The organism is Pseudomonas sp. IT-P260 (assembly GCF_949768395.1).
Taxonomy (GTDB): Bacteria; Pseudomonadota; Gammaproteobacteria; order Pseudomonadales; family Pseudomonadaceae; genus Aquipseudomonas; species Aquipseudomonas parakoreensis.
The window spans coordinates 306,927-331,823 of record NZ_CATKPO010000041.1; the positions used below are offsets into that span (position 1 = coordinate 306,927).

At 61.6% G+C, this 24,897-nt stretch carries 23 protein-coding genes; 3 read left to right on the forward strand and 20 right to left on the reverse strand.

The window, feature by feature from the left end:
• Window positions 1-19 precede the first annotated feature (19 nt).
• From ACM6HV_RS22585 to ppc, 5 genes are all read right to left on the reverse strand, one after another.
• Window positions 20-880: a DUF72 domain-containing protein gene (locus tag ACM6HV_RS22585; protein WP_041063287.1), complete on the reverse strand. Its 861-nt coding sequence runs from the start codon at window positions 878-880 to the stop codon at window positions 20-22.
• On the reverse strand, window positions 880-1,188 hold the full coding sequence (locus ACM6HV_RS22590) for a hypothetical protein (RefSeq protein ID WP_003222071.1): 309 nt from the start codon (window positions 1,186-1,188) through the stop codon (window positions 880-882). The genes ACM6HV_RS22585 and ACM6HV_RS22590 overlap by 1 nt, the downstream gene beginning before the upstream one ends.
• Window positions 1,189-1,474: 286 nt before the next feature.
• Window positions 1,475-2,149, reverse strand: a complete 675-nt coding sequence (gene tsaB / locus ACM6HV_RS22595; protein WP_414905334.1) for a tRNA (adenosine(37)-N6)-threonylcarbamoyltransferase complex dimerization subunit type 1 TsaB — start codon at window positions 2,147-2,149, stop codon at window positions 1,475-1,477.
• 93 nt (window positions 2,150-2,242) lie between these two features.
• Entirely contained in the window at window positions 2,243-2,890 is a 648-nt protein-coding gene (adk, locus tag ACM6HV_RS22600; protein WP_025112233.1) for an adenylate kinase, read from the reverse strand.
• A gap of 290 nt (window positions 2,891-3,180) precedes the next feature.
• The gene (gene ppc / locus ACM6HV_RS22605) at window positions 3,181-5,811 is read right to left on the reverse strand and encodes a phosphoenolpyruvate carboxylase (protein WP_414905335.1); all 2,631 of its coding nucleotides are present in this window, start codon (window positions 5,809-5,811) and stop codon (window positions 3,181-3,183) included.
• 210 nt (window positions 5,812-6,021) lie between these two features.
• On the opposite strand from ppc, the gene ACM6HV_RS22610 reads away from it, so the two are divergent.
• From ACM6HV_RS22610 to ACM6HV_RS22620, 3 genes are all read left to right on the forward strand, one after another.
• A complete protein-coding gene (locus ACM6HV_RS22610; RefSeq protein ID WP_145597630.1) occupies window positions 6,022-6,366 on the forward strand; it encodes a pilin assembly protein in 345 nt (114 codons plus the stop codon).
• A 366-nt stretch (window positions 6,367-6,732) separates the two neighbouring features.
• Entirely contained in the window at window positions 6,733-7,137 is a 405-nt protein-coding gene (locus ACM6HV_RS22615) for a DUF4398 domain-containing protein (RefSeq protein ID WP_007964219.1), read from the forward strand.
• 56 nt (window positions 7,138-7,193) lie between these two features.
• A complete protein-coding gene (locus ACM6HV_RS22620) occupies window positions 7,194-7,982 on the forward strand; it encodes an OmpA family protein (RefSeq protein ID WP_047292806.1) in 789 nt (262 codons plus the stop codon).
• A 142-nt stretch (window positions 7,983-8,124) separates the two neighbouring features.
• Here the strand turns inward: ACM6HV_RS22620 and ACM6HV_RS22625 are convergent, their stop codons facing one another.
• The 15 genes from ACM6HV_RS22625 to ACM6HV_RS22695 form a co-directional block, all read right to left on the reverse strand.
• Entirely contained in the window at window positions 8,125-8,454 is a 330-nt protein-coding gene (locus ACM6HV_RS22625; RefSeq protein ID WP_007964217.1) for a hypothetical protein, read from the reverse strand.
• Window positions 8,451-9,356: an alpha/beta hydrolase gene (locus ACM6HV_RS22630; protein WP_414905336.1), complete on the reverse strand. Its 906-nt coding sequence runs from the start codon at window positions 9,354-9,356 to the stop codon at window positions 8,451-8,453. The genes ACM6HV_RS22625 and ACM6HV_RS22630 overlap by 4 nt, the downstream gene beginning before the upstream one ends.
• Window positions 9,357-9,502: 146 nt before the next feature.
• Complete coding sequence (locus ACM6HV_RS22635; RefSeq protein WP_003222055.1) at window positions 9,503-10,780, reverse strand: flavohemoglobin expression-modulating QEGLA motif protein; 1,278 nt, start codon at window positions 10,778-10,780, stop codon at window positions 9,503-9,505.
• Window positions 10,781-10,804: 24 nt separating this feature from the next.
• Window positions 10,805-11,362 carry a hypothetical protein gene (locus tag ACM6HV_RS22640; protein WP_414905337.1) on the reverse strand — a complete coding sequence of 186 codons (558 nt, stop codon included), beginning with the start codon at window positions 11,360-11,362 and terminating at the stop codon, window positions 10,805-10,807.
• A 149-nt stretch (window positions 11,363-11,511) separates the two neighbouring features.
• The gene (locus tag ACM6HV_RS22645) at window positions 11,512-12,225 is read right to left on the reverse strand and encodes a TetR/AcrR family transcriptional regulator (RefSeq protein WP_007964212.1); all 714 of its coding nucleotides are present in this window, start codon (window positions 12,223-12,225) and stop codon (window positions 11,512-11,514) included.
• Window positions 12,226-12,330: 105 nt separating this feature from the next.
• Window positions 12,331-13,833, reverse strand: a complete 1,503-nt coding sequence (lysS, locus tag ACM6HV_RS22650; RefSeq protein ID WP_414905338.1) for a lysine--tRNA ligase — start codon at window positions 13,831-13,833, stop codon at window positions 12,331-12,333.
• Between the two features lie 112 nt (window positions 13,834-13,945).
• Window positions 13,946-15,041 (reverse strand): peptide chain release factor 2 gene (gene prfB, locus ACM6HV_RS22655; protein ID WP_096795805.1). Its coding sequence is split into 2 segments (ribosomal slippage): window positions 13,946-14,968 and window positions 14,970-15,041, totalling 1,095 coding nucleotides; the frame shifts between segments, so codons are not numbered across the junction.
• A gap of 204 nt (window positions 15,042-15,245) precedes the next feature.
• Entirely contained in the window at window positions 15,246-16,247 is a 1,002-nt protein-coding gene (locus ACM6HV_RS22660; RefSeq protein ID WP_041063261.1) for a response regulator, read from the reverse strand.
• Between the two features lie 48 nt (window positions 16,248-16,295).
• Window positions 16,296-17,306 (reverse strand): chemotaxis response regulator protein-glutamate methylesterase, encoded by a 1,011-nt coding sequence (locus tag ACM6HV_RS22665; protein WP_041063258.1) that lies wholly within the window; start codon window positions 17,304-17,306, stop codon window positions 16,296-16,298.
• Window positions 17,303-19,600 (reverse strand): hybrid sensor histidine kinase/response regulator, encoded by a 2,298-nt coding sequence (locus ACM6HV_RS22670; protein WP_414905339.1) that lies wholly within the window; start codon window positions 19,598-19,600, stop codon window positions 17,303-17,305. Before ACM6HV_RS22670 ends, ACM6HV_RS22665 begins: the two co-directional genes overlap by 4 nt.
• Window positions 19,597-20,292: a chemotaxis protein CheW gene (locus ACM6HV_RS22675; RefSeq protein ID WP_145597617.1), complete on the reverse strand. Its 696-nt coding sequence runs from the start codon at window positions 20,290-20,292 to the stop codon at window positions 19,597-19,599. Before ACM6HV_RS22675 ends, ACM6HV_RS22670 begins: the two co-directional genes overlap by 4 nt.
• Entirely contained in the window at window positions 20,289-21,557 is a 1,269-nt protein-coding gene (locus tag ACM6HV_RS22680; RefSeq protein WP_414905340.1) for a CheR family methyltransferase, read from the reverse strand. The genes ACM6HV_RS22675 and ACM6HV_RS22680 overlap by 4 nt, the downstream gene beginning before the upstream one ends.
• Window positions 21,554-22,072, reverse strand: a complete 519-nt coding sequence (locus ACM6HV_RS22685) for a chemotaxis protein CheW (protein WP_414905341.1) — start codon at window positions 22,070-22,072, stop codon at window positions 21,554-21,556. The genes ACM6HV_RS22680 and ACM6HV_RS22685 overlap by 4 nt, the downstream gene beginning before the upstream one ends.
• Entirely contained in the window at window positions 22,072-23,694 is a 1,623-nt protein-coding gene (locus ACM6HV_RS22690; RefSeq protein WP_041063242.1) for a methyl-accepting chemotaxis protein, read from the reverse strand. The genes ACM6HV_RS22685 and ACM6HV_RS22690 overlap by 1 nt, the downstream gene beginning before the upstream one ends.
• Before the next feature lie 353 nt (window positions 23,695-24,047).
• Entirely contained in the window at window positions 24,048-24,770 is a 723-nt protein-coding gene (locus ACM6HV_RS22695; protein ID WP_414905342.1) for a tellurite resistance TerB family protein, read from the reverse strand.
• Between the last annotated feature and the right edge of the window lie 127 nt (window positions 24,771-24,897).

Sequence of the window (24,897 nt, forward strand, 5' to 3'; positions counted from 1 at the left end):
GCAGGGGAAAAATCCGCCTTCAGAGCAAGCCGAGTTGCTCGGCGGCGGGTTCTCTGTATAGCTCAGGCAGGGACGGCAGGCCAGGCAAACGTTGCATCAATTGTGCGTGAAAACGTTGCGCCAGCTTCGCCGCCATCACGTTGTCGGCGGTGTGCAGGAAGATGTACGGCGTGCGGCCCTCTTCGATCCACTCGGCGATTTTCGCCACCCATGGCACGAGGAACGGATCGTTGGCTTCCAGCTCCGGGTGGCCGATGAACCGCACCTGCGGACACTGAGTGAACGCCGCCGGACGGGTCGGCACCCGTGGCTTTTTCGATTGCGCGTGGATCACCGAAGACTCGGTCGACAGGCAACTGAACAGCGCCCGTGGATCGAGGCAGATGCGCTCCACGCCACGTTCAAGCAGCAGACGATTGAGCAGGCGCTCGCTCTCGCCCTTGGCGAAAAACTGTTCGTGACGGACTTCCACTGCCAGTGGCCGGTCCAGCGCGTCGATGAACGCCGTCAGCTCGGGCAATCGATGCGGGGTGAAGCTTTTCGACAATTGCAACCACAGCGGCGAAACCCGTTCGCCGAGCGGGCTGAGAAGATTTACGAAGGTTTCGGCGGCGGTCAGTTGATCGCGCAGGTCACCGCTGTGGCTGATGTCGCCGGGAAACTTGGCGGTGAAGCGAAAATGTTCGGGCATGGTCTCGGCCCAGCGCTGCACGGTGGCCGGCGAGGGGCTGGCGTAGAAGGTCGTGTTGCCTTCGACGGCATTGAATACTTGGGAGTAGAGAGCGAGGAAGTCGGAGGTCTTGGCGTCTTCGGGGTACAGATACTCGCGCCAGGCGTTTTCGCTCCAGGACGGACAACCGAGGTAGTAAGGCAGATCCATCAGATGTACAGGTCGAGGCCCAGCACATCCGCATCCCAATCGACAAAACCGGCGGTGCTCAGGTAGCTGGCCAAGGCCATCGCTACGCTTTTGCTCATGGCGCGGTGATAAATCATGTCTTGCTGACGGGCGGGCAGATTGGCCAGGCGTTGTGCGGAGGCTTTGGCAGCGCGGGCGGCCAGTTGCTCTTCAGTCGGGAATTCCAGCTCGCCGTCGATATCGTCGACGGATTCATCCAGCGCCACATTGCCTTTGCGAGGCTTGCGCTTGATGGGGTAGGACTGAGAAGAAAGGCCGTCTATACGCATAATTTCATGCTCGGTATCGATGATGGCAATTTAGCGGCACTTGACCGACTTAGCAAACCGCCGAGTGATAACTAGAACACATAAAGCGTAAAAGGTTTAAAGCGAGGGGTTGGAAACTGACGATTGGCAGAATTTGGAATAAGCAGGGGGATTGTGGAGAGCCTTATGTGGTGAGGGGATTTATCCCCGATGGGTCGCGAAGCGGCCCTAAAATCGACGACTGCTTCGCAGGCGATCGGGGATAAATCCCCTCACCACAGAAGCTACCCCCGCTAGAAGTCAGGACTCAGCGAGCCTTTGGAGTAGCGACTTTATCGCGCAGGTAAACCGGTTGCGCCTCGTCTGCCGGGATCGACTCGCCGCGTTCCCAGGCAAATCGCGCCAGGGTCAGCAGGTCTTCGGCGTGAGGCAGCATGCCGGCATCCGAGCCGCTCAGGCTGAGCGCGATCCGCTCGCCATAGCCCCAACCGGTGCCCGCACCGAACCACTCGCCGCTGGCATCGGCCGGCAGCGCCGCGGCTTCCGGTGGCAACACCGCTTCGACACCGACCAGACGCATCTCGCCGGCGGTCTCGCGGTAGCAGCCCCAATACACTTCATCCATCCGCGCATCGATGGCCGCCGCGACCTGGTTCACACCGTGTTCGCGATACGCGCGCTGTGCCAGCACCGCCAGGTTCGACACCGGCAGCACCGGACGATCCAGCGCAAACGCCAGACCTTGCACTACACCAATGGCGATCCGCACACCGGTGAACGCACCCGGCCCACGACCGAAGGCAATGGCGTCCACCGCTTGCAGCGTGGTGCCGGCGTCGGCCAGCAGTTGCTGGATCATCGGCAGCAGCTTCTGCGCGTGCAGACGCGGGATCACCTCGTAATGGCTCGTGACCTTGCCGTCATGCAGCAAGGCAACGGAGCAAGCTTCGGTCGCGGTGTCCAGGGCCAGCAAGGTGCTCATCGATGTTTCCAAAACAGGTGGGAGAAAAAGGGCGTCAGTATAAACAACTACGGCCCGCAAGCGGGCCGTGGATGATGCAGCCGATCAGCTTTTTCAGCTCAGCGCTTCGAGCACCTTGGCGGTGATCGCTTCAACCGAACCAACGCCCGGGATGTGGCTGTACTTCGGCTTGCCGTTGGCAGCGGAGAGCTTCTGGTAGAAATCCACCAGCGGCTTGGTCTGCGAATGGTAGACCGACAGGCGATGACGCACGGTTTCTTCGGTGTCGTCCTTGCGCTGCACCAGATCGTCGCCGGTAACGTCGTCTTTGCCAGCCACTTTCGGCGGGTTGTAGACGATGTGGTAAACGCGGCCGCTGGCCTCGTGAACGCGACGACCGGCGATACGCTGAACGATTTCTTCGTCTTCAACAGCGATTTCAACCACGGCGTCCAGTTCGACACCGGCAGTCACCAGTGCCTCGGCTTGCGGAATGGTGCGCGGGAAGCCGTCGAACAGGAAGCCATTGACGCAGTCGGGTTGAGCGATGCGATCCTGCACCAGCGCGATGATCAGGTCATCCGACACCAGGCCGCCGGCATCCATGATGCTCTTGGCTTGAACGCCCAGCGGAGTGCCGGCCTTGACCGCAGCACGCAGCATGTCGCCGGTGGAGATTTGCGGAATGCCGAATTTCTCGGTGATGAACTTAGCCTGAGTACCTTTACCGGCCCCGGGAGCTCCCAGCAGAATGACGCGCATCGATGTGCTCCTCAATTTTTTATATAGAAAACAACGGGATTCGCCTCTTTGGGCCAATCTTAAAAAAACGGGTCGTGGCCGCACAAACGGCCAAAGGCTGATCAAGATACACAGCAGGCTGCGCCCACACAAGACGCCAAAAGTCGGAGAAACCGGCGCCCGCCGCGACCTTGCGACGCGGTAACCCAAGTCGCAACCCCATCATTAACTGTCGCCTGCCCGCACTTTCTGCCTGTGTACAAAGCGGCACCCGGCCTGTGCACCGGGTGCCTGATACCACCGCAAAAACCTTAGCCGGTATTGCGCAAACCGGCGGCAATTCCCGCCACAGACACCAGCAGCGCCTGCTCCACCGGGCTGCCCTGTTCGACATTCTGCTGCCGAGAACGGGCCAACAGCTCGGCCTGCAATAGATGAAGCGGGTCGAGGTAAGTGTTGCGCAGACGGATGAATTCCAGCGTCTCTGGGCTATGTGCCAGCAGTTGCGACTGACCGGTCAGGCCGAGCACCACCGCGCATGCCTGCGACAATAGGTCGCGTAACTGTGCGCCCAACGGCAGCAAGTCCGGCTCGACCAGACGCTGGTCGTACGACAGCGCGATGTCGGCGTCGGCCTTGGCCAGGACCATTTCCAGCATGTCGATACGGGTGCGGAAGAACGGCCACTGTTCACGCATCTGCCCGAGCAGTTCGCCCTCGCCGCGCTCCAGCGCCTTGCTCAACGCGCTTTCCCAACCGAGCCAGGCCGGCAGCATCAGGCGGGTCTGGGTCCAGCCGAAGATCCACGGAATCGCCCGCAGACTCTCGATCCCACCCGCACGGCGCTTAGCCGGACGGCTGCCGAGGGGCAAGCGTCCCAGCTCCTGCTCCGGTGTCGACTGGCGGAAATACTCGACGAACTGCGGATTCTCCCGCACCACGGCGCGATACGCGGCGACGCCGTCGGCGGCCAGTTCATCCATCAAGTGCCGCCATTCGGGCGTCGGCGGCGGTGGTGGCAACAGTGTCGCTTCGAGCACCGCGGCCAGATACAGATTGAGGTTCTGCTCGGCGATGTCCGGCAGGCCGAATTTGAATCGAATCATTTCGCCCTGCTCGGTGGTGCGGAAGCGCCCCGCCACCGACCCCGGCGGCTGCGACAGAATCGCCGCGTGCGCCGGACCGCCGCCGCGGCCCACGGTGCCACCGCGACCGTGGAACAACAGCAGTTCGACTTGCTGCTCGCGGCAGATCTCCACCAGCCGCTCCTGCGCGCGATATTGCGCCCAGGCGGCGGCGGTGGTGCCCGCATCCTTGGCCGAGTCGGAGTAACCGATCATGACTTCCTGCGGGCCTTGCAGCCTCGCGCGGTAGCCCGGCAGCAGCAACAGACGCTCCATCACCGGCCCGGCGTTGTCGAGGTCGGCGAGGGTTTCGAACAGCGGCACCACGCGCATCGGCCGCAACACGCCGGACTCTTTGAGCAGCAGTTGCACCGCCAGCACATCGGAAGCCGCGCCCGCCATCGAGATCACATAAGAGCCTAGCGAGGCGCCCGGTGCGGCGGCGATTTCCTTGCAAGTGGCGAGCACTTCCGCCGTGTCGGCGGACGGTTTGAAATGCGCCGGCAGCAGTGGCCGGCGATTGCTCAATTCGCGAGTGAGGAAGCTGATGCGCTGTTCTTCGTCCCAGTCTTCGTAGCGACCGAGGCCAAGGTAATCGGTGATTTCGGTCATTGCCGAACTGTGCCGCGTCGAATCCTGACGTACATCGAGGCGTACCAGAAACAGGCCGAAAGTCACCGCCCGGCGCAGGCAATCGAGCAACGGCCCGTCGGCAATCACGCCCATGCCGCATTCGTGCAGGGAGTTGAAACACAGTTCCAGCGGATCGAGCAGATCGCGGTTGTTGTGCAACACGTCGGCCGGCGCCGGTGTGCTGGCGCTGAGCGAGGCATGCGCCCAATTGCGCGTGGCACGCAGGCGTTCGCGCAATTGCTTGAGCACCGCACGGTAAGGTTCGGCGCTGTCACCGGCCTTGGCCTTGAGCGCATCACTGGCCTGCTGCATCGACAGTTCCGCAGCCAGATGATCGACGTCGCGCAGGTACAGGTCGGCAGCCATCCAGCGCGCCAGCAACAGCACTTCGCGGGTCACCGCTGCCGTGACATTCGGGTTGCCGTCACGGTCGCCGCCCATCCATGAAGCAAAGCGGATCGGCGCCGCTTCCAATGGCAAACGCAGGCCCGTCGCTTCATAAAGCGCCTTGTCGGCCTTGCGCATATGGTTGGGAATCGCCTGCCACAGCGAGTGTTCGATGACCGCAAACCCCCACTTGGCTTCATCGACCGGGGTCGGCCGGGTGCGGCGGATTTCTTCGGTGTGCCAGGCTTCGGCGATCAACCGTTGCAGGGTGTTATGGATCTGTTCGCGCTCGGCGCTGGTCAGGTCGCGGTGATCCTGCGCGGCCAGTTGCGCGGCGATCGCGTCGTACTTCTGGATCAGCGTGCGCCGCGCCACTTCGGTCGGGTGCGCAGTCAGCACCAGTTCGATTTCCAGGCGCGCCAGTTGCCGGGCCAGGGATTCGGCGCTGTGGCCTTCGTTGCGCAGGCGGGCGAGCAGTTCCGGCAGTACGCGGGACTCGAACGGTGCCGGCTGCGACTCTTCGCGGCGATGAATCAGCTGATACTGCTCAGCGATGTTCGCCAGGTTGAGAAACTGGTTGAACGCCCGCGCCACCGGCAGCAGTTCGTCTTCGCTCAACTGATTGAGGCTGGCGCTGAGTTCGGCGTCCATCGAGCCACGGCGGTCGGCCTTGGCGCCCTTGCGGATCTGCTCGATCTTGTCGAGAAATTCCTCGCCGTACTGATCGCGGATGGTATTGCCTAACAGCTCACCCAACAGGTGAACGTCCTCGCGCAAGCGTGCATCGATATCGGTCATCAGCAGTTCTCCAGCGGTAATCGGGACGGCGCAGAAACGAATGCTTTGCTCAGAGAGTGCCGCTCTACGGCGCTTCTTACAAGCAGACGACGAAGGGACTTTAAACCTTGCGGCTTGAAGCTAGTCTCAACAGTAAGCCGCACAACGGCTTGCCGGCCGCGCCGGACACTCACCCGATCCTGCCATGAGCAGGTACGACATGAGGTCATCATGAAAATCCGTGAACTCGCCCAGCATTGGGAAGAAAACGCCAAGGGTCGCCTGACCGACACTGGCTACACGATTCATCTGGACGTCGAGGCCGCTGCGCGCCTGGCGGCGATTGCCGAGATGTACCCCAAACGCCACCCCGAAGAACTGCTCGGCGAACTGATCGGCGCCGCGCTCGAAGAGTTCGAGGCGAGCCTGCCGTACGTGAAGGGCTCGACCGTGGTTGCGACCGATGAAGAAGGCGATCCGCTGTATGAGGACGTCGGTCCGACGCCGCGGTTTCTGGCGCTTTCACGCCGGCATTTGCAGGATTTATCGGCGGCTTCCGGTAAACAGAAACACTGACACAACACACATCAAACTGTGGGAGCGAGCCTGCTCGCGATAGCGTCCGAACAGTCACCTCTACAGTGCCTGACAGACTGATTTCGCGAGCAGGCTCGCTCCCACATTGACTGTATCGAACTTCAAAAATCGCACGCTTTTTACCCCGCGCGTACCTCTCCCCGCCTCCAAAGTTCCCGGTTTAGAGCCTTGTCGACTTGGTCAAAAAAACTTTTGGCGATAGGCCATCTTTTCTGAACTTTTGAAAAACGCCTTCGGTCGGAAGCTGTAACCACGCCTGGAACGAGCGTTTCAAAAACGCGCTTTTACACGACGCTTGCGGCTCCTCGACCAGGATGGATTTTCGGTTTTATCAGGAGTTAAACAATGGAGTTGAAGACCATGAAGACCCAAACCTCGTTCTCCCACCTGCGCGGTCTGAAACTGGCTGCTCTGGCCATCGGTACCAGCTTCGTACTGGCCGGTTGCGCCGGTAACCCGCCAACCGAGCAGTACGCCGTGACCCAATCGGCGGTCAACAGTGCGGTCAGCGCCGGTGGTACCGAGTTTGCTGCTGTGGAAATGAAGCAGGCGCAGGACAAGCTCAAGCAAGCCGAAATCGCCATGCACGACAAAAAGTATGAACAGGCTCGCACCCTCGCCGAGCAAGCCGAATGGGACGCTCGCGTAGCGGAACGCAAGGCTCAGGCTGCCAAGGCCGAACAGGCTGTGAAGGATTCCCAGAAAGGTGTTCAGGAACTGCGTCAGGAAAGTCAGCGCACCGTGCAGTAAGCGCGCATCCCGAATCGCAAAGCTGAAACTTTTATCGATAGAAAGGACGACAAATTATGCGTAAGCAACTGATGATCCCCGCTCTTCTGGCCGCAAGCGTTGCCCTGGCTGCCTGCTCCACACCGCCTAACCCGAACCTGGAGCAGGCACGTACCAACTACGCCGGCCTGCAGGCCAACCCTCAGGCGAGCAAAGTCGCGGCCCTGGAAACCAAAGACGCCAGCGATTACCTGGACAAGGCCGACAAGGCTTATCTGGACAAAGAAGACGCGGCCAAGGTTGACCAACTGGCCTACCTGACCAACCAGCGCGTGGAAGTGGCCAAGCAGACCATCGCCCTGCGCACCGCTGAGAACAACCTGAAAAACGCTGCCGCGCAACGTGCCCAGGCCCGCCTGGACGCTCGTGATCAGCAGATCAAACAACTGCAGCAGAGCCTGAACGCCAAGCAGACCGATCGCGGTACGCTGGTGACTTTCGGTGACGTGCTGTTCGCCACCAACAAGGCTGATCTGAAGTCCAGCGGTCTGGTGAACATCAATAAACTGGCGCAGTTCCTCCAGGAAAATCCGGATCGCAAAGTGATCGTCGAGGGTTATACCGACAGCACCGGCTCGGCTTCGTACAACCAGTCGCTGTCCGAGCGTCGCGCGACTTCGGTTCAAGTCGCACTGATCAAGATGGGCGTAGATCCTTCGCGCATCGTGGTTCAGGGTTACGGCAAGGAATACCCGGTTGCCGACAACGGCAGCGTTTCCGGTCGTGCGATGAACCGTCGCGTGGAAGTGACCATTTCCAACGACAACCAGCCAGTGATGCCACGTTCGGCGGTCAGCTCGAACTAAGCAACACGCAGTGACGTAAAAGCCCCGCCTGACTGAATCAGGCGGGGCTTTTTGTTGAAGATCAAAAGATCGCAGCCTGCGGCAGCTCCTACAGGGATCGCGTTCCAATGCAGGAGCTGCCGAAGGCTGCGATCTTTTGCGTTTAAGGCTCGAGTTTCTGCGGGGTTTCCTGGCCCATGCAACGCACAGCTTTTTTCTGCGCATTGATCAGCACCCCGGTCAGGCCTTTCTGCTCGGTGTCAAACAGCACCAACACGCCATCGATGCACTGCGCCACCTGCGGCGCCGGATCCAGCGAGACTTTGTAGTCTTCGCCCGGCACGGTCTTGAGCATGGTGAATTCGTTGAGCAGCAGCGCATCCTCGGGTTTGGCGAAGTGCAGGTAGCCGTAATACCACAGGGCACCAACGGTGCCGAGGATGCTGCAGATACCGGTGATGATCAGCGGGATGGCGTTACGTTCTTCAGTCATTGCGGACTCTCATCTTCAGAATTCGGGGGTTGCGGATAATTGGGGATCTCGCCGAGGCGGCGCAGGCCGTTGAAGTGCTCGGGATCTTCCAGATAACGCAGCATCACCTGGCGCCAGACCGGGTCGCCGAAAGTCTGTACGTGGCCGCCGCGGGTCAACTGCAACACCCGTGGCGGCGGCGCTGCCTGATACAGGCGGATGGCGTTGGACATTGGCACCAGTGGGTCGTCGATGCTGTGAAAGATCAGTTTCGGCACGCCGTTAAGCTGCGGCATCGACTTGATCGCACTGTCGCCGTCCGGCACCAGCCACGACAACGGCACCTGGAACGGCCAGGTCAGCCACGATGTGCTGAGGGCGTACTGACCGACGCTGCGGTAACTGGCGGGTACACCGTCGAGCACGAAGGCTTTCAGCTGTTTCTGCCGCTCGGGGTGCTGCACCAGCCAATGCACGGCCATCGAGCCGCCGAGGCTCTGGCCGAGCAGGATCAGCGGCTTGCCTTTGACCTCTGGCGCCTGATCCAGCCAGGCGAACGCAGCGTCGATGTCCTGATAGATCGCCGGCAGACTCGGCTCGCCCTCGGACAAGCCATATCCGCGATAATCCACCAGCAGCACCTGATAGCCGTTTTTCGGCAACCACCAACTGCCGCCCAGGTGCATCGGCAGATTGCCGCCGTTGCCGTGCAGGTGCAGGACTGTGCCTTTGACCTCGACACCGGGCTTGGCCGGCAGCCACCAGGCGTTGAGCTTGAGGCCGTCGGCCGTGGTCAGGGTGACGGTGCGGTATTCGAGCTTGGCTCTTTCCGGGGTAAAGACCTGGCCCGGCTCGGGGTAAAACAACAGCGAACTGCAACCGCCGAGGGTCAGGAGCAGGCAAAGGATGCCGAGGATTCTCATCCGGTGAAACCTCGCGAAAAAGTGGAATTAACGCAATCAAATGTGGGAGCGAGCCTGCTCGCGAAAGCGGTGTGTCAGCCAACAATCATGTTGAATGTTAAATCGCATTCGCGAGCAGGCTCGCCCCCACAGGAAATATTGGTAGTTCAGAGGATATTGGAGTAATCCGCCTCGATCCGGTCCAGGCTCAAGTGATTGAGGAAGTTGGAGAAGCACATCCACGCCGACAGCGCGTTCATGTCGCGGAACTGTTCCGGCAGATATTTCGGCGGCACCACCAGACCTTCATCGACCAGTTGACGCAGGGTACGCATGTCTTCCAGCGTGGTCTTGCCGCAGAACAGCAGCGGTACCTGCTCAAGCTTGCCCTTACGCACGGCCAACTGAATGTAGTTGTAAACCATGATAAAGCCCTTGAGGTAGGACAAGTCTTTGGTGAATGGCAGACCGGTTGGCGTCGAGCCTCGGAACACCCGGCTGGCGTTGCCGTAGCTTTCGGCCATTTCGAAACCCTGTTCGCGGAAGAACTCGAACACCTGCAAAAAGTCCGCGCCCTCCTCGACCATGTGAATGGCGCGGGTGCGGTTGGTCAATTTGCGCAGGCGGCTCGGATAGGAGGCGAAGGTGATGATTTCCATCAGGATCGCCAGACCTTCCTGGGTCACTGTCGACGACGGTGGGCCCTTGGACAGGAAGGTGCAGATCGGCTGGTTCAAGCCATTGAGCGTGGTTCCGACATGCACCAGGCCTTCGTGGACTTCCAGTGCACGCACGTCGCGGTCGTTGAACAGCGCGTCGGTGCGGATCTTGATGTAATCGGCGCCCGCGGCCGCGTCAGCGACGATGCCGTCGGACTCGAACACGCGAATGGTTTCCTCGGCCTCGCCGAACACCTTGTTCAACCGGGTTTGCAACAGGTGTACGGCATCCTTGGCGGTGAGGATTTTCGGCTCGTCCTTCAGGTCGCCACGGCCATCGATGTTGTTCAGGTAGTCGGACATCATCAGGCCGAGGTCGGCCAGGGTCGGGTCGCCGGCGTGAAACGCATCAGAGGCGGCGCCGTACAGCTCTTGCGAGATCAGGCCGAAATCCTCGGTGCCGCGCGCTTCGAGCATGCGCACCACCATGCGGTATTCCTTGCACATGCGGCGCATGATCTGCCCGACCGGGTTGAACTGGCCGAGCTGGCGGGTGATGTCGCGTTCGATGTTCTGGAACTCGAGTTTGACCTTGCTCGAATCGAAACTCAGTGGCCGATTGAGGTAGTAGTCGCGATCCACCGCCGGCATTTCCTTGCCTTTGGCCTTGAGAAAGCCCTTGCGGATGTTCTCGTCCCACTTCACCGCATCGAGCACGCGGATCGGCGTCTGCGCCAGCACAATGCGATCGGACAGCGTGCGTATCGTCTGCTGGTAATCGTCCACCCGAAACTCCTGTAGAAAACTGAATTATTTGGCGCGGGCCTGGCGCTGATAGCGTGCGGCCTCGACGAAGACATCGGAATTGGCCGGATCGTCGAGGTAAGCAAAGACCTTGTCGAGGCTACTGTCGACCTCCACGCCGTCGCCGTCGTCTTCAGTCTGGAAAGCCTTGCCGTCGAGGGCTTGCTGTTTGATCGCCTGATTGATCTGTTCGAGGTCGAGGTTGTACACCACCAATTCGTGTTTGTCGGTGAGTTCGAAACCGGCGATGGCGTATTGGCCACCGTAACGCGCCGGCACTTTCGCCGACAGGTACCAGCGGCTGCCGTGGCGCGACACGGTGAACGGGTAAGCCTCGCGCTCCTGAGGTCGGGCCTTGAACCAGGTGACGGCCTGATAGCGATCATGGCCGACGCGGGTCAGCTCAAGGTTCATCGGCTCACCCCAGGCATTGGTGCTCGACCACGTGCCCAGCAGGCCCTTGGGCGCCGGGTCACTGGCGGGCAGCGGATCCTTGAAAGTCACCAGACAACCGCTGAGCAGCAGTAACGACAAGGCGATCAGCACGCCACGCCAGGCTTTCATTCAATACTCCCTATGAACATATCCCGCCCTGACGATCACCACTTTCACCTGTGGGAGCGAGCCTGCTCGCGAAAGCGGTGTGTCAGGCAACAAAGATGTTGAATGTCAGACCGCATTCGCGAGCAGGCTCGCTCCCACAGGGATTGGCGTCAGACCGAGGCCAGGACCAGATGCATGTACCGCGTCAGAATCCCGAGCATGTCCTGTTCGGCCAAAGGCTCGGCGTCGTTGAGCAGGCCCTGATATTCCATCCGTCCGATAATCGCCGTCAACACTTTGGCATCCTGTTGCGGTTCACGCGAGCCCAGTACCTGGAACAACTGGCAGGTGCCCTGCAGCAGAATCTGCTGATGCGAGCGCACCAGATCCGCCAGCCGCGGGTTGAGCAGTGCTTCCTGGCGGAACGCCTGCTCGGCCATCAGGTGCTCGCGACGGTTGACCAGTTGCCGGTGCACATAGTCGGCCATCAGCCGCGCGATGTCGTCGGCCAGTTGCGAGCGCGACTCGGGGCTGCCGTCGCCACTGACGACCATCTCGCGCAGCAGGCCTTCGTTGTTGATCCACAGCTTGGCCATGTAGGCCGCGCTGCGTTCGACGTATTGGGCGAAGGTATCGGTGAGCAGGTCATCGATGTCCTTGAAGTAATAGGTGGTGGCCGACAGTGGCACGCCGGCCTCGGCCGCCACGGCCCGATGGCGCACGGCGCGCACGCCGTCACGCACGACAATGCGCATCGCCGCGTCGAGAATGTCCTGTCGACGCTGCTCACTGCCCTGTCGGCTGGCCTTGCGGCCCTGGTACTGAACACTTTCAGCGACCGCAGTGGCGATACCCGCTGCACCTTCTTGAGCGATTGCAACCATCACGACTGGACTTCCTCTGCTATTGCAAAATTAACCAATTGATACATTTGTACCAGACAGGCAATAAAAAGCCGCCTGTTTTAGGCGGCTTTTTAACTGAAACGTTTACGCTTGCGGTCGCATGTGCGGGAACAGGATCACATCGCGGATCGATGGCGAGTTGGTCAGCAACATCACCAGACGGTCGATGCCGATGCCTTCACCGGCCGTTGGCGGCATGCCGTACTCCAGCGCACGCACGAAGTCGGCGTCGTAATGCATGGCTTCGTCGTCGCCGGCGTCCTTGTCGGCCACCTGCGCCATGAAGCGCTCGGCCTGGTCTTCCGCGTCGTTCAACTCGGAGTAGGCGTTGGCGATTTCACGGCCGCCGATGAACAGCTCGAAACGGTCGGTGACGTTCGGGTTCTCGTCGTTACGACGAGCCAGCGGCGACACTTCGAACGGGTACTGAGTGATGAAGTGCGGCTGCTCCAGCTTGTGCTCGACCAGCTCTTCGAAAATCATCACCTGCAGCTTGCCCAGACCTTCGAAGCCCAGCACCTTGGCGCCGGCCTTCTTGGCGATGGAGCGCGCCTTGTCGATGTCGTTCAGGTCATCGGCAGTCAGCTCAGGGTTGTACTTGAGGATCGAGTCGAACACCGAGAGACGGGCAAACGGCTCGCCGAAGTGAAACACCTTGTCGCCGTATGGCACGTCGGTGCTGCCCAGCACCAGTTGCGCCAGTTCACGGAACAGCTCTTCGGTCAGGTCCATGTTGTCTTCGTAGTCGGCGTAAGCCTGGTAGAACTCCAACATGGTGAATTCAGGGTTGTGACGGGTCGAAACGCCTTCATTACGGAAGTTGCGGTTGATCTCGAACACTTTCTCGAAACCGCCAACCACCAGACGCTTGAGGTACAGCTCAGGCGCGATACGCAGGAACATTTCCATGTCCAGCGCGTTGTGGTGGGTTTCGAACGGCTTGGCCGCAGCGCCGCCCGGAATGGTCTGCAGCATCGGCGTTTCGACTTCGAGGAAGTCGCGCTTCATCAGGAAGCTGCGGATGTGCGCGATCACTTGCGAACGCACGCGGAACGTCTGGCGTACTTCTTCGTTGACGATCAGGTCAACGTAACGCTGACGGTAGCGCTGTTCGGTGTCGGTCAGGCCGTGGTGCTTGTCCGGCAGCGGGCGCAGCGACTTGGTCAGCAGGCGCACATTGGTCATTTCGACGTACAGGTCGCCCTTGCCGGAACGCGCCAGGGTACCTTCGGCGGCGATGATGTCGCCCATGTCCCAGGTCTTGACGGCGGCCAGGGTGTCTTCGGACAGGGTCTTGCGGTTGACGTAGACCTGGATGCGACCGGTCATGTCCTGGATCACCATGAACGAGCCACGGTTGAGCATGATGCGACCGGCAACCTTGACCGGGATTGCAGCCTCGGCCAGCTCTTCCTTGGTCTTGTCCGCGTATTTCTTCTGCAGATCTTCGCAGTAGTTTTCGCGGCGGAAGTCGTTCGGGAAGGCGTTGCCCTTGGCGCGCTCGGCAGCCAGCTTTTCCTTGCGCAGGGCGATCAGGGAGTTTTCTTCCTGTTGCAGGGCTTGCGGGTCGAGTTGTTGGTCGCTCATGTCTTCAGATATTCCATCAGGTTCGTTGCCCCCGGGCCTGGCGGCCCGGGAATCGCCAGCAGGGCTGGCTCCTACAGGGATCGCGTTGCGTCAGCGATCCTGTGTGCGTCTGTTACAGCCCCGATTTCAGGCTGGCTTCCAGGTATTCGTCGATATCGCCGTCGAGTACCTTGTCGCAGTCGCTGCGTTCGATGTTGGTGCGCAAGTCCTTGATCCGCGACGCGTCGAGCACGTACGAACGGATCTGGTGACCCCAGCCGATGTCCGACTTGGTGTCTTCCAGCGCCTGGGAAGCGGCGTTGCGCTTCTGCATTTCCTGCTCGTACAACTTGGCCCGCAGCATTTTCATCGCGGTGTCCTTGTTGGCGTGCTGGGAACGTTCGTTCTGGCAGCTGACCACGGTGTTGGTCGGTACGTGGGTGATACGTACGGCCGAGTCGGTGGTGTTTACGTGCTGACCACCGGCACCGGAGGAACGATAGGTGTCAATCCGCAGGTCTGCCGGGTTGATTTCGATTTCGACCTTGTCGTCGATCTCTGGCGAGACGAAAACGGCCGAGAACGAAGTGTGGCGACGGTTGCCGGAGTCGAACGGGCTCTTGCGCACCAGACGGTGCACGCCGATCTCGGTGCGCAGCCAGCCAAAGGCGTATTCGCCCTTGATGTGCACGGTCGCACCTTTGATACCGGCGACTTCACCGGCCGACAGCTCCATGATGGTCGCGTCGAAACCGCGTTTGTCCGCCCAGCGCAGGTACATGCGCAGCAGGATGTTGGCCCAGTCCTGGGCCTCGGTGCCGCCGGAACCGGCCTGGATGTCCAGGTAGGCGTTGTTCGGGTCCATCTCATGGCTGAACATGCGGCGGAATTCAAGCTTGGCCAGTGACTCTTCAAGGCCTTGAAGCAGTTCAACGACGTCGTTTACCGCGCCTTCGTCGTTTTCTTCAACGGCCATGTCGAGCAGCTCGCGGGAATCGGCCAGACCGCTGGACAGCTCATCCAGGGTGTCGACGATCTGCGCCAGCGATGCACGCTCGCGGCCCAGTTCCTGGGCGTATTCAGGTTTGTTCCAGACGGCAGGATCTTCAAGCTCGCGATTGACTTCGATCAGACGCTCATGCTTTTGATCGTAGTCAAAGATACCCCCGAATAGTTTCGGAGCGCTCGGACAGGTCCTTGATGGTGTTCAGGATCGGGTTGATTTCCATGACGGGCAGCACTCGTTGGCGAACTTTTGAAAGCCGGCGAGTATAACGTAATCACGCGGTCACGGCAGCCCGTCTGGCGGCTACATGCCGCCGATCCACTGTGGGAGCGAGCCTGCTCGCGAAGACGGTGCATCAGACAACATCAATGTCGCCCGTGCGGCCGCTTTCGCGAGCAGGCTCGCTCCCACAGGGGGCTTGCGTGGGTTACTCGATACCTACCTGGTTACGGCCATTGTTTTTCGCCTGATACAACCCACGATCCGCCGCCGAAATCAGCAACCGGCAGTCGCTGCCCGCCTGCGGCACCATGGTCGCCAGGCCGATGCTGATGGTCAGGCTCGACCCTTCGCTCGGGGTGTTGTGCGGAATCTTCAGCGCCGCCACGGTCTGGCGCAGTTTCTCTGCCACCAGCCGGGCACCGCCCGGCGAGGTGTTCGGCAGTACCAGCGCGAACTCTTCACCGCCGTAGCGTGCCGGCAGATCCGACGGTCGCGCGCTGGCGTCGCGGATCGCCGTGGCGACCTTGCGCAGCGCCTCATCGCCTTCGACATGGCCAAAGCTGTCGTTGTAGGACTTGAAGTAATCGACGTCGATCATCAGCAACGACAACTGGCTCTGATCGCGCAACGAGCGGCGCCACTCCAGCTCCAGGTACTCGTCGAAGTGCCGGCGGTTGGACAGCCCGGTCAGGCCGTCGGAGTTCATCAGCCGTTGCAGCACCAGGTTGGTGTCGAGCAACTGCTGCTGGCTGACGCGCAACGCACGGTACGCCGCATCCCGCTGCAGCAGGGTCATGTAGGAGCGCGAGTGATAGCGAATGCGCGCCACCAGCTCGATGGTGTCCGGCAGTTTCACCAGATAATCGTTGGCCCCGGCGGAGAACGCCGCGCTCTTGATCAGCGGATCTTCCTTGGTCGACAGCACAATGATCGGGATGTCCTTGGTCGCCGGGTGATTGCGGTATTCGCGCACCAGGCTCAGGCCGTCGAGGCCGGGCATCACCAGGTCCTGCAAAATCACCGTCGGCTTGATCCGGACCGCCTGGGCGATGGCCTGGTGCGGGTCGGAACAGAAGTGGAAGTCGATGTTCTCTTCGTTCGACAGCCCACGGCGCACGGCTTCGCCGATCATCGCCTGATCGTCCACCAACAACACCATGGCGGCGTTCTCGTCGGTTTTAATGTCGTCGATCTGTAAATCATTCATGGGCGGTCACCTGAGTACTACGGGGGCCAGGATTGCGGAAAACGCTGTTCATTTGGGGAAAACCTCCAGCAATCGTGGCGCTATCTTTTCCAGTGGACGGATTTCGACGGCTGCATCGATCGCCGCTGCGGCCTTGGGCATGCCGTACACCGCACTGCTTTGCTGATCCTGCGCGATGGTCAGGTATCCCTGCTGGCGCATGAGCTTAAGCCCTTGCGCCCCGTCGCGTCCCATTCCGGTCAATAAAACCCCGATGGCATCACCGTTCCAATAGTTGGCGACACTTTCGAAGAAGACGTCGATCGAGGGTCGGTAGATCTCGTTGACCGGCTCGGCGGTGTAGGCCAGCGTGCCGTTTTTCAATAAGCGAATATGGTGATTGGTGCCAGCCAGCAGCACCGCGCCGGCCTGTGGTGGCTCGCCTTCGCGGGCCAGGCGCACGTCCAGGCCACTGGCGCTGGCCAGCCATTCGGCCATGCCCGCGGCAAACACCTGATCGACGTGCTGCACCAGCACAATCGCCGCCGAAAAATTGCGTGGCAGGCCTTTGAGCAATACTTCCAGCGCTGCCGGTCCGCCGGCAGAGGAGCCGATCGCCACCAGCCGCTTGCACGACGCCGAACTGCGGTGCGGTGTCGGCACCGGACGCGAACGCGGGGTTTTCTCGCCGATCAGCCAGCCGATATTGAGGATCTTGCGCAGCAACGGCGCCGCCGCTTCCTGCGCATTACCGGCCCCCAGGGCCGGGGTATCGACCACATCCAGCGCACCGTGGCCCATGGCCTCGAACACCCGATGCACGTTCTGCTGGCGGTCAACCGTAACGATGACGATCGCGCACGGGGTTTCGGCCATGATCCGTCGCGTGGCCTCGACACCGTCCATGACCGGCATGATCAGGTCCATCAGGATCAGATCCGGGGTGTTTTCGGCGCACAGACGCACGGCCTCGGCGCCGTTGCCGGCCACCCAGACCACTTGATGCGCCGGCTCGAAGGCCAGCGCACGGCGCAAAGCCTCCACCGCCAGTGGCATGTCGTTGACGATTGCGATTTTCATGCCCGCGCTCCTCCAATGAGCTCAACCACTGCATCGAGCAGGGCGTCGTCATGAAAACTGGCCTTGGCTAAATAATAGTCGGCGCCCGCATCCAGTCCACGACGGCGGTCCTCTTCACGGTCCTTGTACGAGACCACCATCACCGGTAGCGATTGCAGACGGGTATCACGGCGCAGCAACGTAACCAGCTCGATGCCGTCCATGCGCGGCATGTCGATGTCGGTGATCAGCAAATCGAAGTCCTCCGAACGCAGCGCGTTCCAGCCGTCCATGCCATCTACCGCGACAGCCACGTCGTAGCCGCGATTGAGTAGCAGCTTGCGCTGCAGCTCGCGCACCGTGAGCGAATCGTCGACCACCAGAATCCGTTTGCGCGCCACCTCGGCGGCCTGATTGCCGTGACGCGCGATGCGTTCCAGGCGCCCGGTATTGAGCAGTTTGTCCACCGAGCGCAGCATGTCCTCGACATCGACGATCAGCACCACCGAGCCATCGTCAAGCAGCGCCCCGGCGGAGATGTCCTGCACCTTGCCCAGCCGTTCATCCAGCGGCAGCACCACCAGGGTGCGCTCGCCGACAAAACGTTCGACCGCCACGCCATAGACCGCATCGCGCTCGCGGATCACCACGACCTTGAGGGTTTCGCCGCTGCTCTGACTGGCCGGACGATTCAGCAACTGACTGGCGGCGACCAGCCCGACGTGTCGGCCTTCATGCCAGAAATGCTGACGGCCCTCGATCTGTACGATGTCCTGTGGCTCCAGATCACACATGCGCTCGATGTGCGCCAGCGGAAACGCATAAGCCTCCTCGCCGACTTCCACCACCAGACTGCGCACCACGGACAGAGTCAGCGGCACTTCCAGATGAAAGCGGCTGCCCTCGCCCGCCGTCTGCTCCAGCACCACCGCGCCGCGCAGCTGCCGCACCATGTGCTGCACCGCGTCGAGGCCGACGCCACGCCCCGACACTTCGGTGACGGTGTCGCGCAGGCTGAAACCCGGCAGGAACAGGAACGTCAGCAACTCTTCTTCGCTCAATTGTGCGGCGGTTTCGGCCGGTGACAATTGGCGTTCGACGATACTGCGGCGGACCTTTTCCAGGTCGACACCATTGCCGTCGTCACTCAGTTCGAGCACCAGCAAACCGGCCTGATGCGAAGCACGCAGGCGGATCAGGCCCTCTTCGGACTTGCCCTTGAGCAGGCGTTGTTCCGGGGTTTCGATGCCGTGGTCGACCGCGTTGCGCAGCAGATGAGTCAGCGGCGCTTCGAGTTTTTCCAGTACGTCGCGGTCGACCTGCGTCTTCTCGCCTTCGATTTCCAGCCGCACCTGTTTGCCAAGACTGCGCCCCAGATCCCGAACCATGCGCACCTGACCGGTGAGCACGTCGGCAAACGGGCGCATGCGGCAGGCCAGCGCGGTGTCGTAGAGCACTTGTGCGCGCTGGCTGGCCTGCCAGGCGAATTCGTCGAGCTCGGCGTTCTTTTCCGCGAGCAATTGCTGAGACTCGGCCAGCAGGCGCCGCGCATCTTCAAGGGCTTCCTGGGCTTCGAGGCTCAGCGCCTGTTCCTTGAGATGCACGTTGAGGCTTTCCAGTGCCCGCAGGCCATTATTCTGCATGCGTTTGAGACGCTGCATGGTCGCCAGATGCGGCTTGAGGCGCTGGGTTTCGACCAGTGACTTACTCGACAGGTCGAGCAGGCTGTTCAGACGCTCGGCAGTGACCCGCAGCACGCGCTCGCCACCTTCGGTGGTGCGTTTGTTCTTGCGCGGCGCCGGGTCGGAGGTTTCCGGCGCTGTATCAACCGCCGGCATGGGCGCTGGCGGTGGCGTTTCAATCGGCGCAGACGGTGCCTGCATCTGCAATTCGGCCATGGGCGGCGACGCCACGGCGGGCGGTGTCGAAGGATCGAGCAGGCGGCCCATCAACGCCACATACGCCTCAATGTCCGGCGCTTGCGGGGCATTGGCCGGTGTGGCGATACGCATCAACAGATCGGTGCCCTGCAACAACGCATCGATGTGCTCGGGGCGCAGCAACAGCCGCTTTTCCTGAGCGCTGACCAGACAATCTTCCATCACGTGGGCGACGCTGACACCGTTGTCGATGCCGACGATCCGCGCCGCGCCCTTGAGCGAGTGCGCCGCACGCATGCACGATTCCAGATAGTCGGCCTGGGTCGGATTACGCTCCAGCGCCAGCAGCCCGCTGCTCAGCACCTGGGTCTGGGCCTCGGCTTCGAGGCTGAACAGTTCCAGCAGCGAGGCGTCGCGCATTTGCTCGGGGGTCATGTGAGGCTCCGGGTCACGGCGGACAGCAACTGTTCTTCATCCAGCCAACGCAAGCTGCGCCCGCGGTATTGCAGGACGCCCCGAGTGTATTTGGCGCTGGCCGTGCTGTTGTGTTCAGCACCGGCACGCGACGCAGCGTCGAGAATGCGTTCGTCGATGGCGTGGATGCCGTCGACCTCATCCACCGGCACCACCACCGGCCCACCGTGGGCGGCGATGATCAACATGCGCGGCATGATCCGTGCGCCCGTGGCTGGTGCGGCGTTGCCATCCAGATCGAGCAACTCGACCAGCGACAGGCACGCCACCAACGCCCCGCGCACGTTCGCCACACCGAGCAAGGCCCGCGAGCGCTGGTGTGGCAACGAGTGGATCGCCTGCAGCGGAGCGACTTCCACCAGACTGCGAGTGGCCAGCCCCAGCCACTCTTCGCCAAGGCGGAACATCAGCAGCGAACGGGTTTTCACATCGCTTTCGACCGCCACGGCGACCGGGTCGCGCTCATCCTGCTGCAACGCATAGCGGTCGAGCAGACGCGTGGCGGCAGCGGAATACACCGCGCAATTGCGGCAGTGAATATGCTCGGTCAGCAACGGGCAGGACTTGTCGCCGTGAATGCCGATGCGGTTCCAGCAATCATCGATGGCCCGCGCGTCTTCGTGGGTGACGTTCAAGGTGTCGGACGGGATCATCGTTTACGCTCACTGTCGGCGGTGCGGCCGCTGCGGGCGGCGCGTTCCTGCAATCGTCTGGCACCGGCGCTGTCGCCCTGGGCCTGCAGCAACGCAGCCAGGTGCATCAAGGCTTCGGGGTGTTGCGGCTCAAGGTACAAGGCCTTGCGGTAATGGCTCTGGGCTTCGAGGGTGGCGCCGGCCACGTCACTGAGCAGGCCGAGCCAGTAAAACACCTGCGCCACCGGTTCGTGACTGCGCAGGTACTGCTCGCACGCCGCACGGGCCTCGGCGCTTTTGCCTTCGTTGGCCAGCGCAGCGATGTTGGCGAGCAAGGTCGCCGCGTCCGGCTTGACGCTTTTGCTGCTGACGGGCAACGGTGCAACGTTGGCAAACGGACGCGGGCGCACGGGTGGCGGCGGCGTGCGCAGCGGTTGGCGCACGGGCAATGGTGGCGGAGTCGGCAGCGACAGCGGTTGCGGTACCGGATCGTTTTGTCGACTGAAGGCAAACGACTGCGGTATGCCAATCGAGCGCATGCCCAGACGCCCGAGCAGACTGCCCTCGGCCGGGCCGATGAACAGCACGCCATCCACGTGAGTCAGACGCTTGAGCACTTCGAACACCTGCTTCTGGGTCGGCTGGTCGAAATAGATCAACAGGTTGCGGCAGAACACGAAATCGAACGGCGGCTCACCCGCCAGCAGCGTCGGATCCAGCACATTGCCGGCCTGCAGGCGCACCTGTTCGCGCACGGCGTCGCTGACTCGATGGCCGTCCTGTTCGGCGGTGAAATGACGCTCGCGAAAGTCCAGATCCTGACCCCGAAACGAGTTTTTGCCGTACAGCCCGCGCCGCGCCTTGTCCACCGACAGCGGGCTGACATCCATGCCATCGACCTTGAACTGATGGGGCTTGAGTCCGGCATCGAGCAAGGCCATGGCAATCGAATAGGGTTCCTCGCCGGTCGAACACGGCAGGCTGAGGATGCGCAGCGCGCGCATGTTGTTCAATTCGTCCAGACGCTTGCGCGCCAGCTTGCCGAGGGTGGCGAAGGATTCCGGGTAACGGAAAAACCAGGTTTCGGGGACGATCACCGCTTCGATCAACGCTTGCTGTTCATCCCGCGAACCTTGCAGCAGTTGCCAGTATTCATCGCTGTGCGCCGCTTGCGAGAGCGTGGTGCGTTGGCGCACCGCGCGCTCGATGATCGCAGGCCCGACCGACGTGACATCCAGACCGATACGTTCCTTGAGAAAATCGAAAAAACGCTGATCGCTGCTCATGACGGCGTCTCATGCGGCGCGGGAAAGAGCAGGCTGCGCACGGCGTCATCCAGCAAATCGTTGACCCGCACCCACTGCACCAGGCCCTGGGCATCTTCGCGCACCGGGCCGAGGTACGGCGCCTGACGATTGTCCAGACCATACGGCTGAAAATCCTCGGGATTGCAGCGCAGGGTATCGGTCGCCTGTTCGAGTATCAGTCCGAGCCAGTGTGACGGCTGCCGTTCATCCGGGCGGTAATGCACCAGCACCAGCCGGGTGCTGGTGCGCGCCTCGGCCGGGTGGCCGAAGGTCAGCGCACTGAGGTCGATGGCCGGCACCACCGCACCGCGATAGGCGAACACCCCGGCCACCCACTTCGGCGCCTGGGCGATCGGCTTCAACGGCAGACGCGGCAACACTTCCGCGACCTCGGTGGCGCGCAGGGCGTAACGCTCGCTGCCAATGCGAAACAGCAGAAACAGCGCCTGTCTGGCCACCGGCGCAGCGCTGCGTTTGGCGGTGATTTCGCTCATCAGACTTTGAATCGCGAAACGCCACTGCGCAGCCCGACGGCCACCTGGCTCAGTTCGTCGATGGCGAAACTGGCCTGACGCAACGACTCGACGGTCTGGCTGCTGGCGTCGCCCAACTGCACCAGCGCATGGTTGATCTGTTCGGCACCGGTGGCCTGGGCCTGCATGCCTTCGTTGACCATCAACACCCGCGGCGCCAGCGCCTGCACCTGATGGATGATCTGCGACAGTTGCTCGCCGACCTGCTGCACTTCGGCCATGCCCCGACGCACTTCTTCGGAGAACTTGTCCATGCCCATCACACCGGCAGACACCGCCGACTGGATCTCGCGGACCATCTGTTCAATGTCGTACGTGGCGACGGCGGTCTGATCCGCCAGACGCCGCACTTCGGTGGCGACCACGGCAAAACCACGGCCGTACTCACCGGCCTTCTCGGCCTCGATGGCGGCGTTGAGCGACAGCAGGTTGGTCTGGTCGGCGACCTTGACGATGGTCACCACCACCTGATTGATGTTGCCGGCCTTCTCGTTGAGGATCGCCAGTTTGGCGTTGACCAGGTCAGCCGCGCCCATCACCGAGTGCATGGTGTCTTCCATGCGCGCCAGGCCTTGCTGGCCGGACCCGGCGAGCACCGAGGCCTGATCGGCGGCGGTGGACACTTCGGTCATGGTGCGCACCAGATCCCGCGAGGTGGCAGCGATTTCCCGCGAGGTCGCGCCAATTTCGGTGGTGGTGGCGGCGGTTTCGGTGGCGGTGGCCTGTTGCTGCTTCGACGTAGCGGCGATCTCGGTCACCGAGGTGGTCACCTGCACCGAGGAACGCTGGGCCTGAGACACCAGCGAGGTCAGCTCGGTCATCATGTCGTTGAAGCCGGTTTCCACCGCGCCGAACTCGTCCTTGCGATCCAGATTAAGACGGCTGCTCAAATCACCGGTGCGCATGATTTCGAGGATCTTCACGATGCGGTTCATCGGCGCCATGATTGCGCGCATCAGCAGCAGGCCACAGGCACCTGCCGCCAGCACGGCCACCAGCAGCGAGACAAACATGCTGACCTTGGCCGCCGCTACCGCCTCATCGATGTTGGCCATGGCCTGATCGGCGACCCGCTTGTTCTCGCCGATGATGTCATTGAGTTTCATGCGACCGGTGTACCAGGCCGGGGTCAGCTTCTCGGTGAACAGCTTGACGGCCTCGGCTTCGAGATTGCGCTTGTGCAGATCGAGTACCTGATCCTGAATCTGCATGTAGGTGTCGTGATCCTTCTCGAACGCAGCGAACTCGACCCGGTCTTCGTCGGTGGTGACGGTGCTGCGGTAGTTGGCCATTTGCTCCTGCAGGCGCGTCTCGAACGCCTTGTAGTCCGCCGCATCTTCACTGCTGATACCCTGCCCTTCCTTGAGGCCGAGCAGTTCCTGGGTCTGCAGGTAACTGTCAACCCACGCACCGCGAATCATCGAGCTGTAATAGACGCCGGGAACGGCGTCATCACGCACGCTGCTTTCACTGGCTTCGATTTTCAGCAGGCGGGAATACGAAACAACCACCATCAGCAACATGATGGCGATAATCACCGCAAAGCTCGCCAAAATGCGTTGGCGCAACGTCCAGTTCTTCACAGTGATTCCTCGTGCCTAAGTCGAAATGCGGGGAGTATAGCCGAGGGCAGTGTTTCATTTATAAGACGCTTTTTAACCCTCGGGCCGGCCCGACGTGGTTGGCGGGAAGGCTCTGGGGTGGGACTGTCCGACAATCCGGGGCTGACGTGCCAGTGATGGAACGGCAAAAAGGGGCGATGGATCGGCCATTGCTGTTGTTGTGAGGCTGGAAACGCAATCGCGAGCAGGCTTCGGTGCCTGGCCCAAAACCTGTAGGAGCTGCGGTACGCTGCGATCTTTTGATGTTGGCTTTGAAAATCAAAAGATCGCAGCGTACCGCAGCTCCTACATAAGTACCGCGTATTCCGGCAGCTCTATTGCGATGCCTGGCGCACCTGTTTCTCCAACTCCACCTTCAACCCCGGCTCCAGCTTCAGTTGCTTGGCCAGTTCCTCCAGATACGCCTTTTCCATAAAGCTCTCCTCATCCACCAGCATCACGCTGGCGATGTACATTTCCGCCGCCATCTCCGGCGTACTCGCGGCGCGGGCGACGTCGCTTGGGTCGAGGGGTTTGTTGAGTTCGGCGTGCAGCCAGTGTTGCAGTTCCTGATCGTTGTCGAGTTTGGTGAATTCGCCTTCGATCAATTGGCGCTCGCGATCATCGATATGGCCATCAGCCTTTGCGGCGGCGACCAGTGCTTTGAGAATGGCCTGGCTGTGTTGCTCGGCCTGCGCCGGTGGCAAGCGGTCGAGGGTTTGCGGTTCGGTTTGTGGGGCGGTGCCTTTTTGCGCGTTCCAGTTGCCGTAGGCCTTGTACGCCAGCACACCCAGCGCCGCGAGGCCGCCGTAGATCGCGACCTTGCCGCCGACCTTGCGCACTTTCTTGTTGCCGAGAAGCAGCCCCATCGCCCCGGCCGCCAGCGCACCACCGCCGGCTCCCGACAGCAGACCGCCCAGCGCCCCTGAGCCTGAAGACCCACCCAGCAAACCGCCCAGGCCGCCAGCCGCCGGTTTGTTCTGCGCGCCGCCGGCCTTGTTCTGCAACAGATCCTGGCCGGATTTGAGTAGTTGGTCGAGCAATCCACGGGTGTTCATGTTCCGCCTCCAAAACAGGGGTTATCCGGATCTATCAGGCCCTCAGCCTAGTTCGAAAGTGCCCTGGCCCGGCCTGCGAGTGTGCTTCCAGATGTTGCTCAGCAGGCGCAGGCCCTTCGTGAAAATC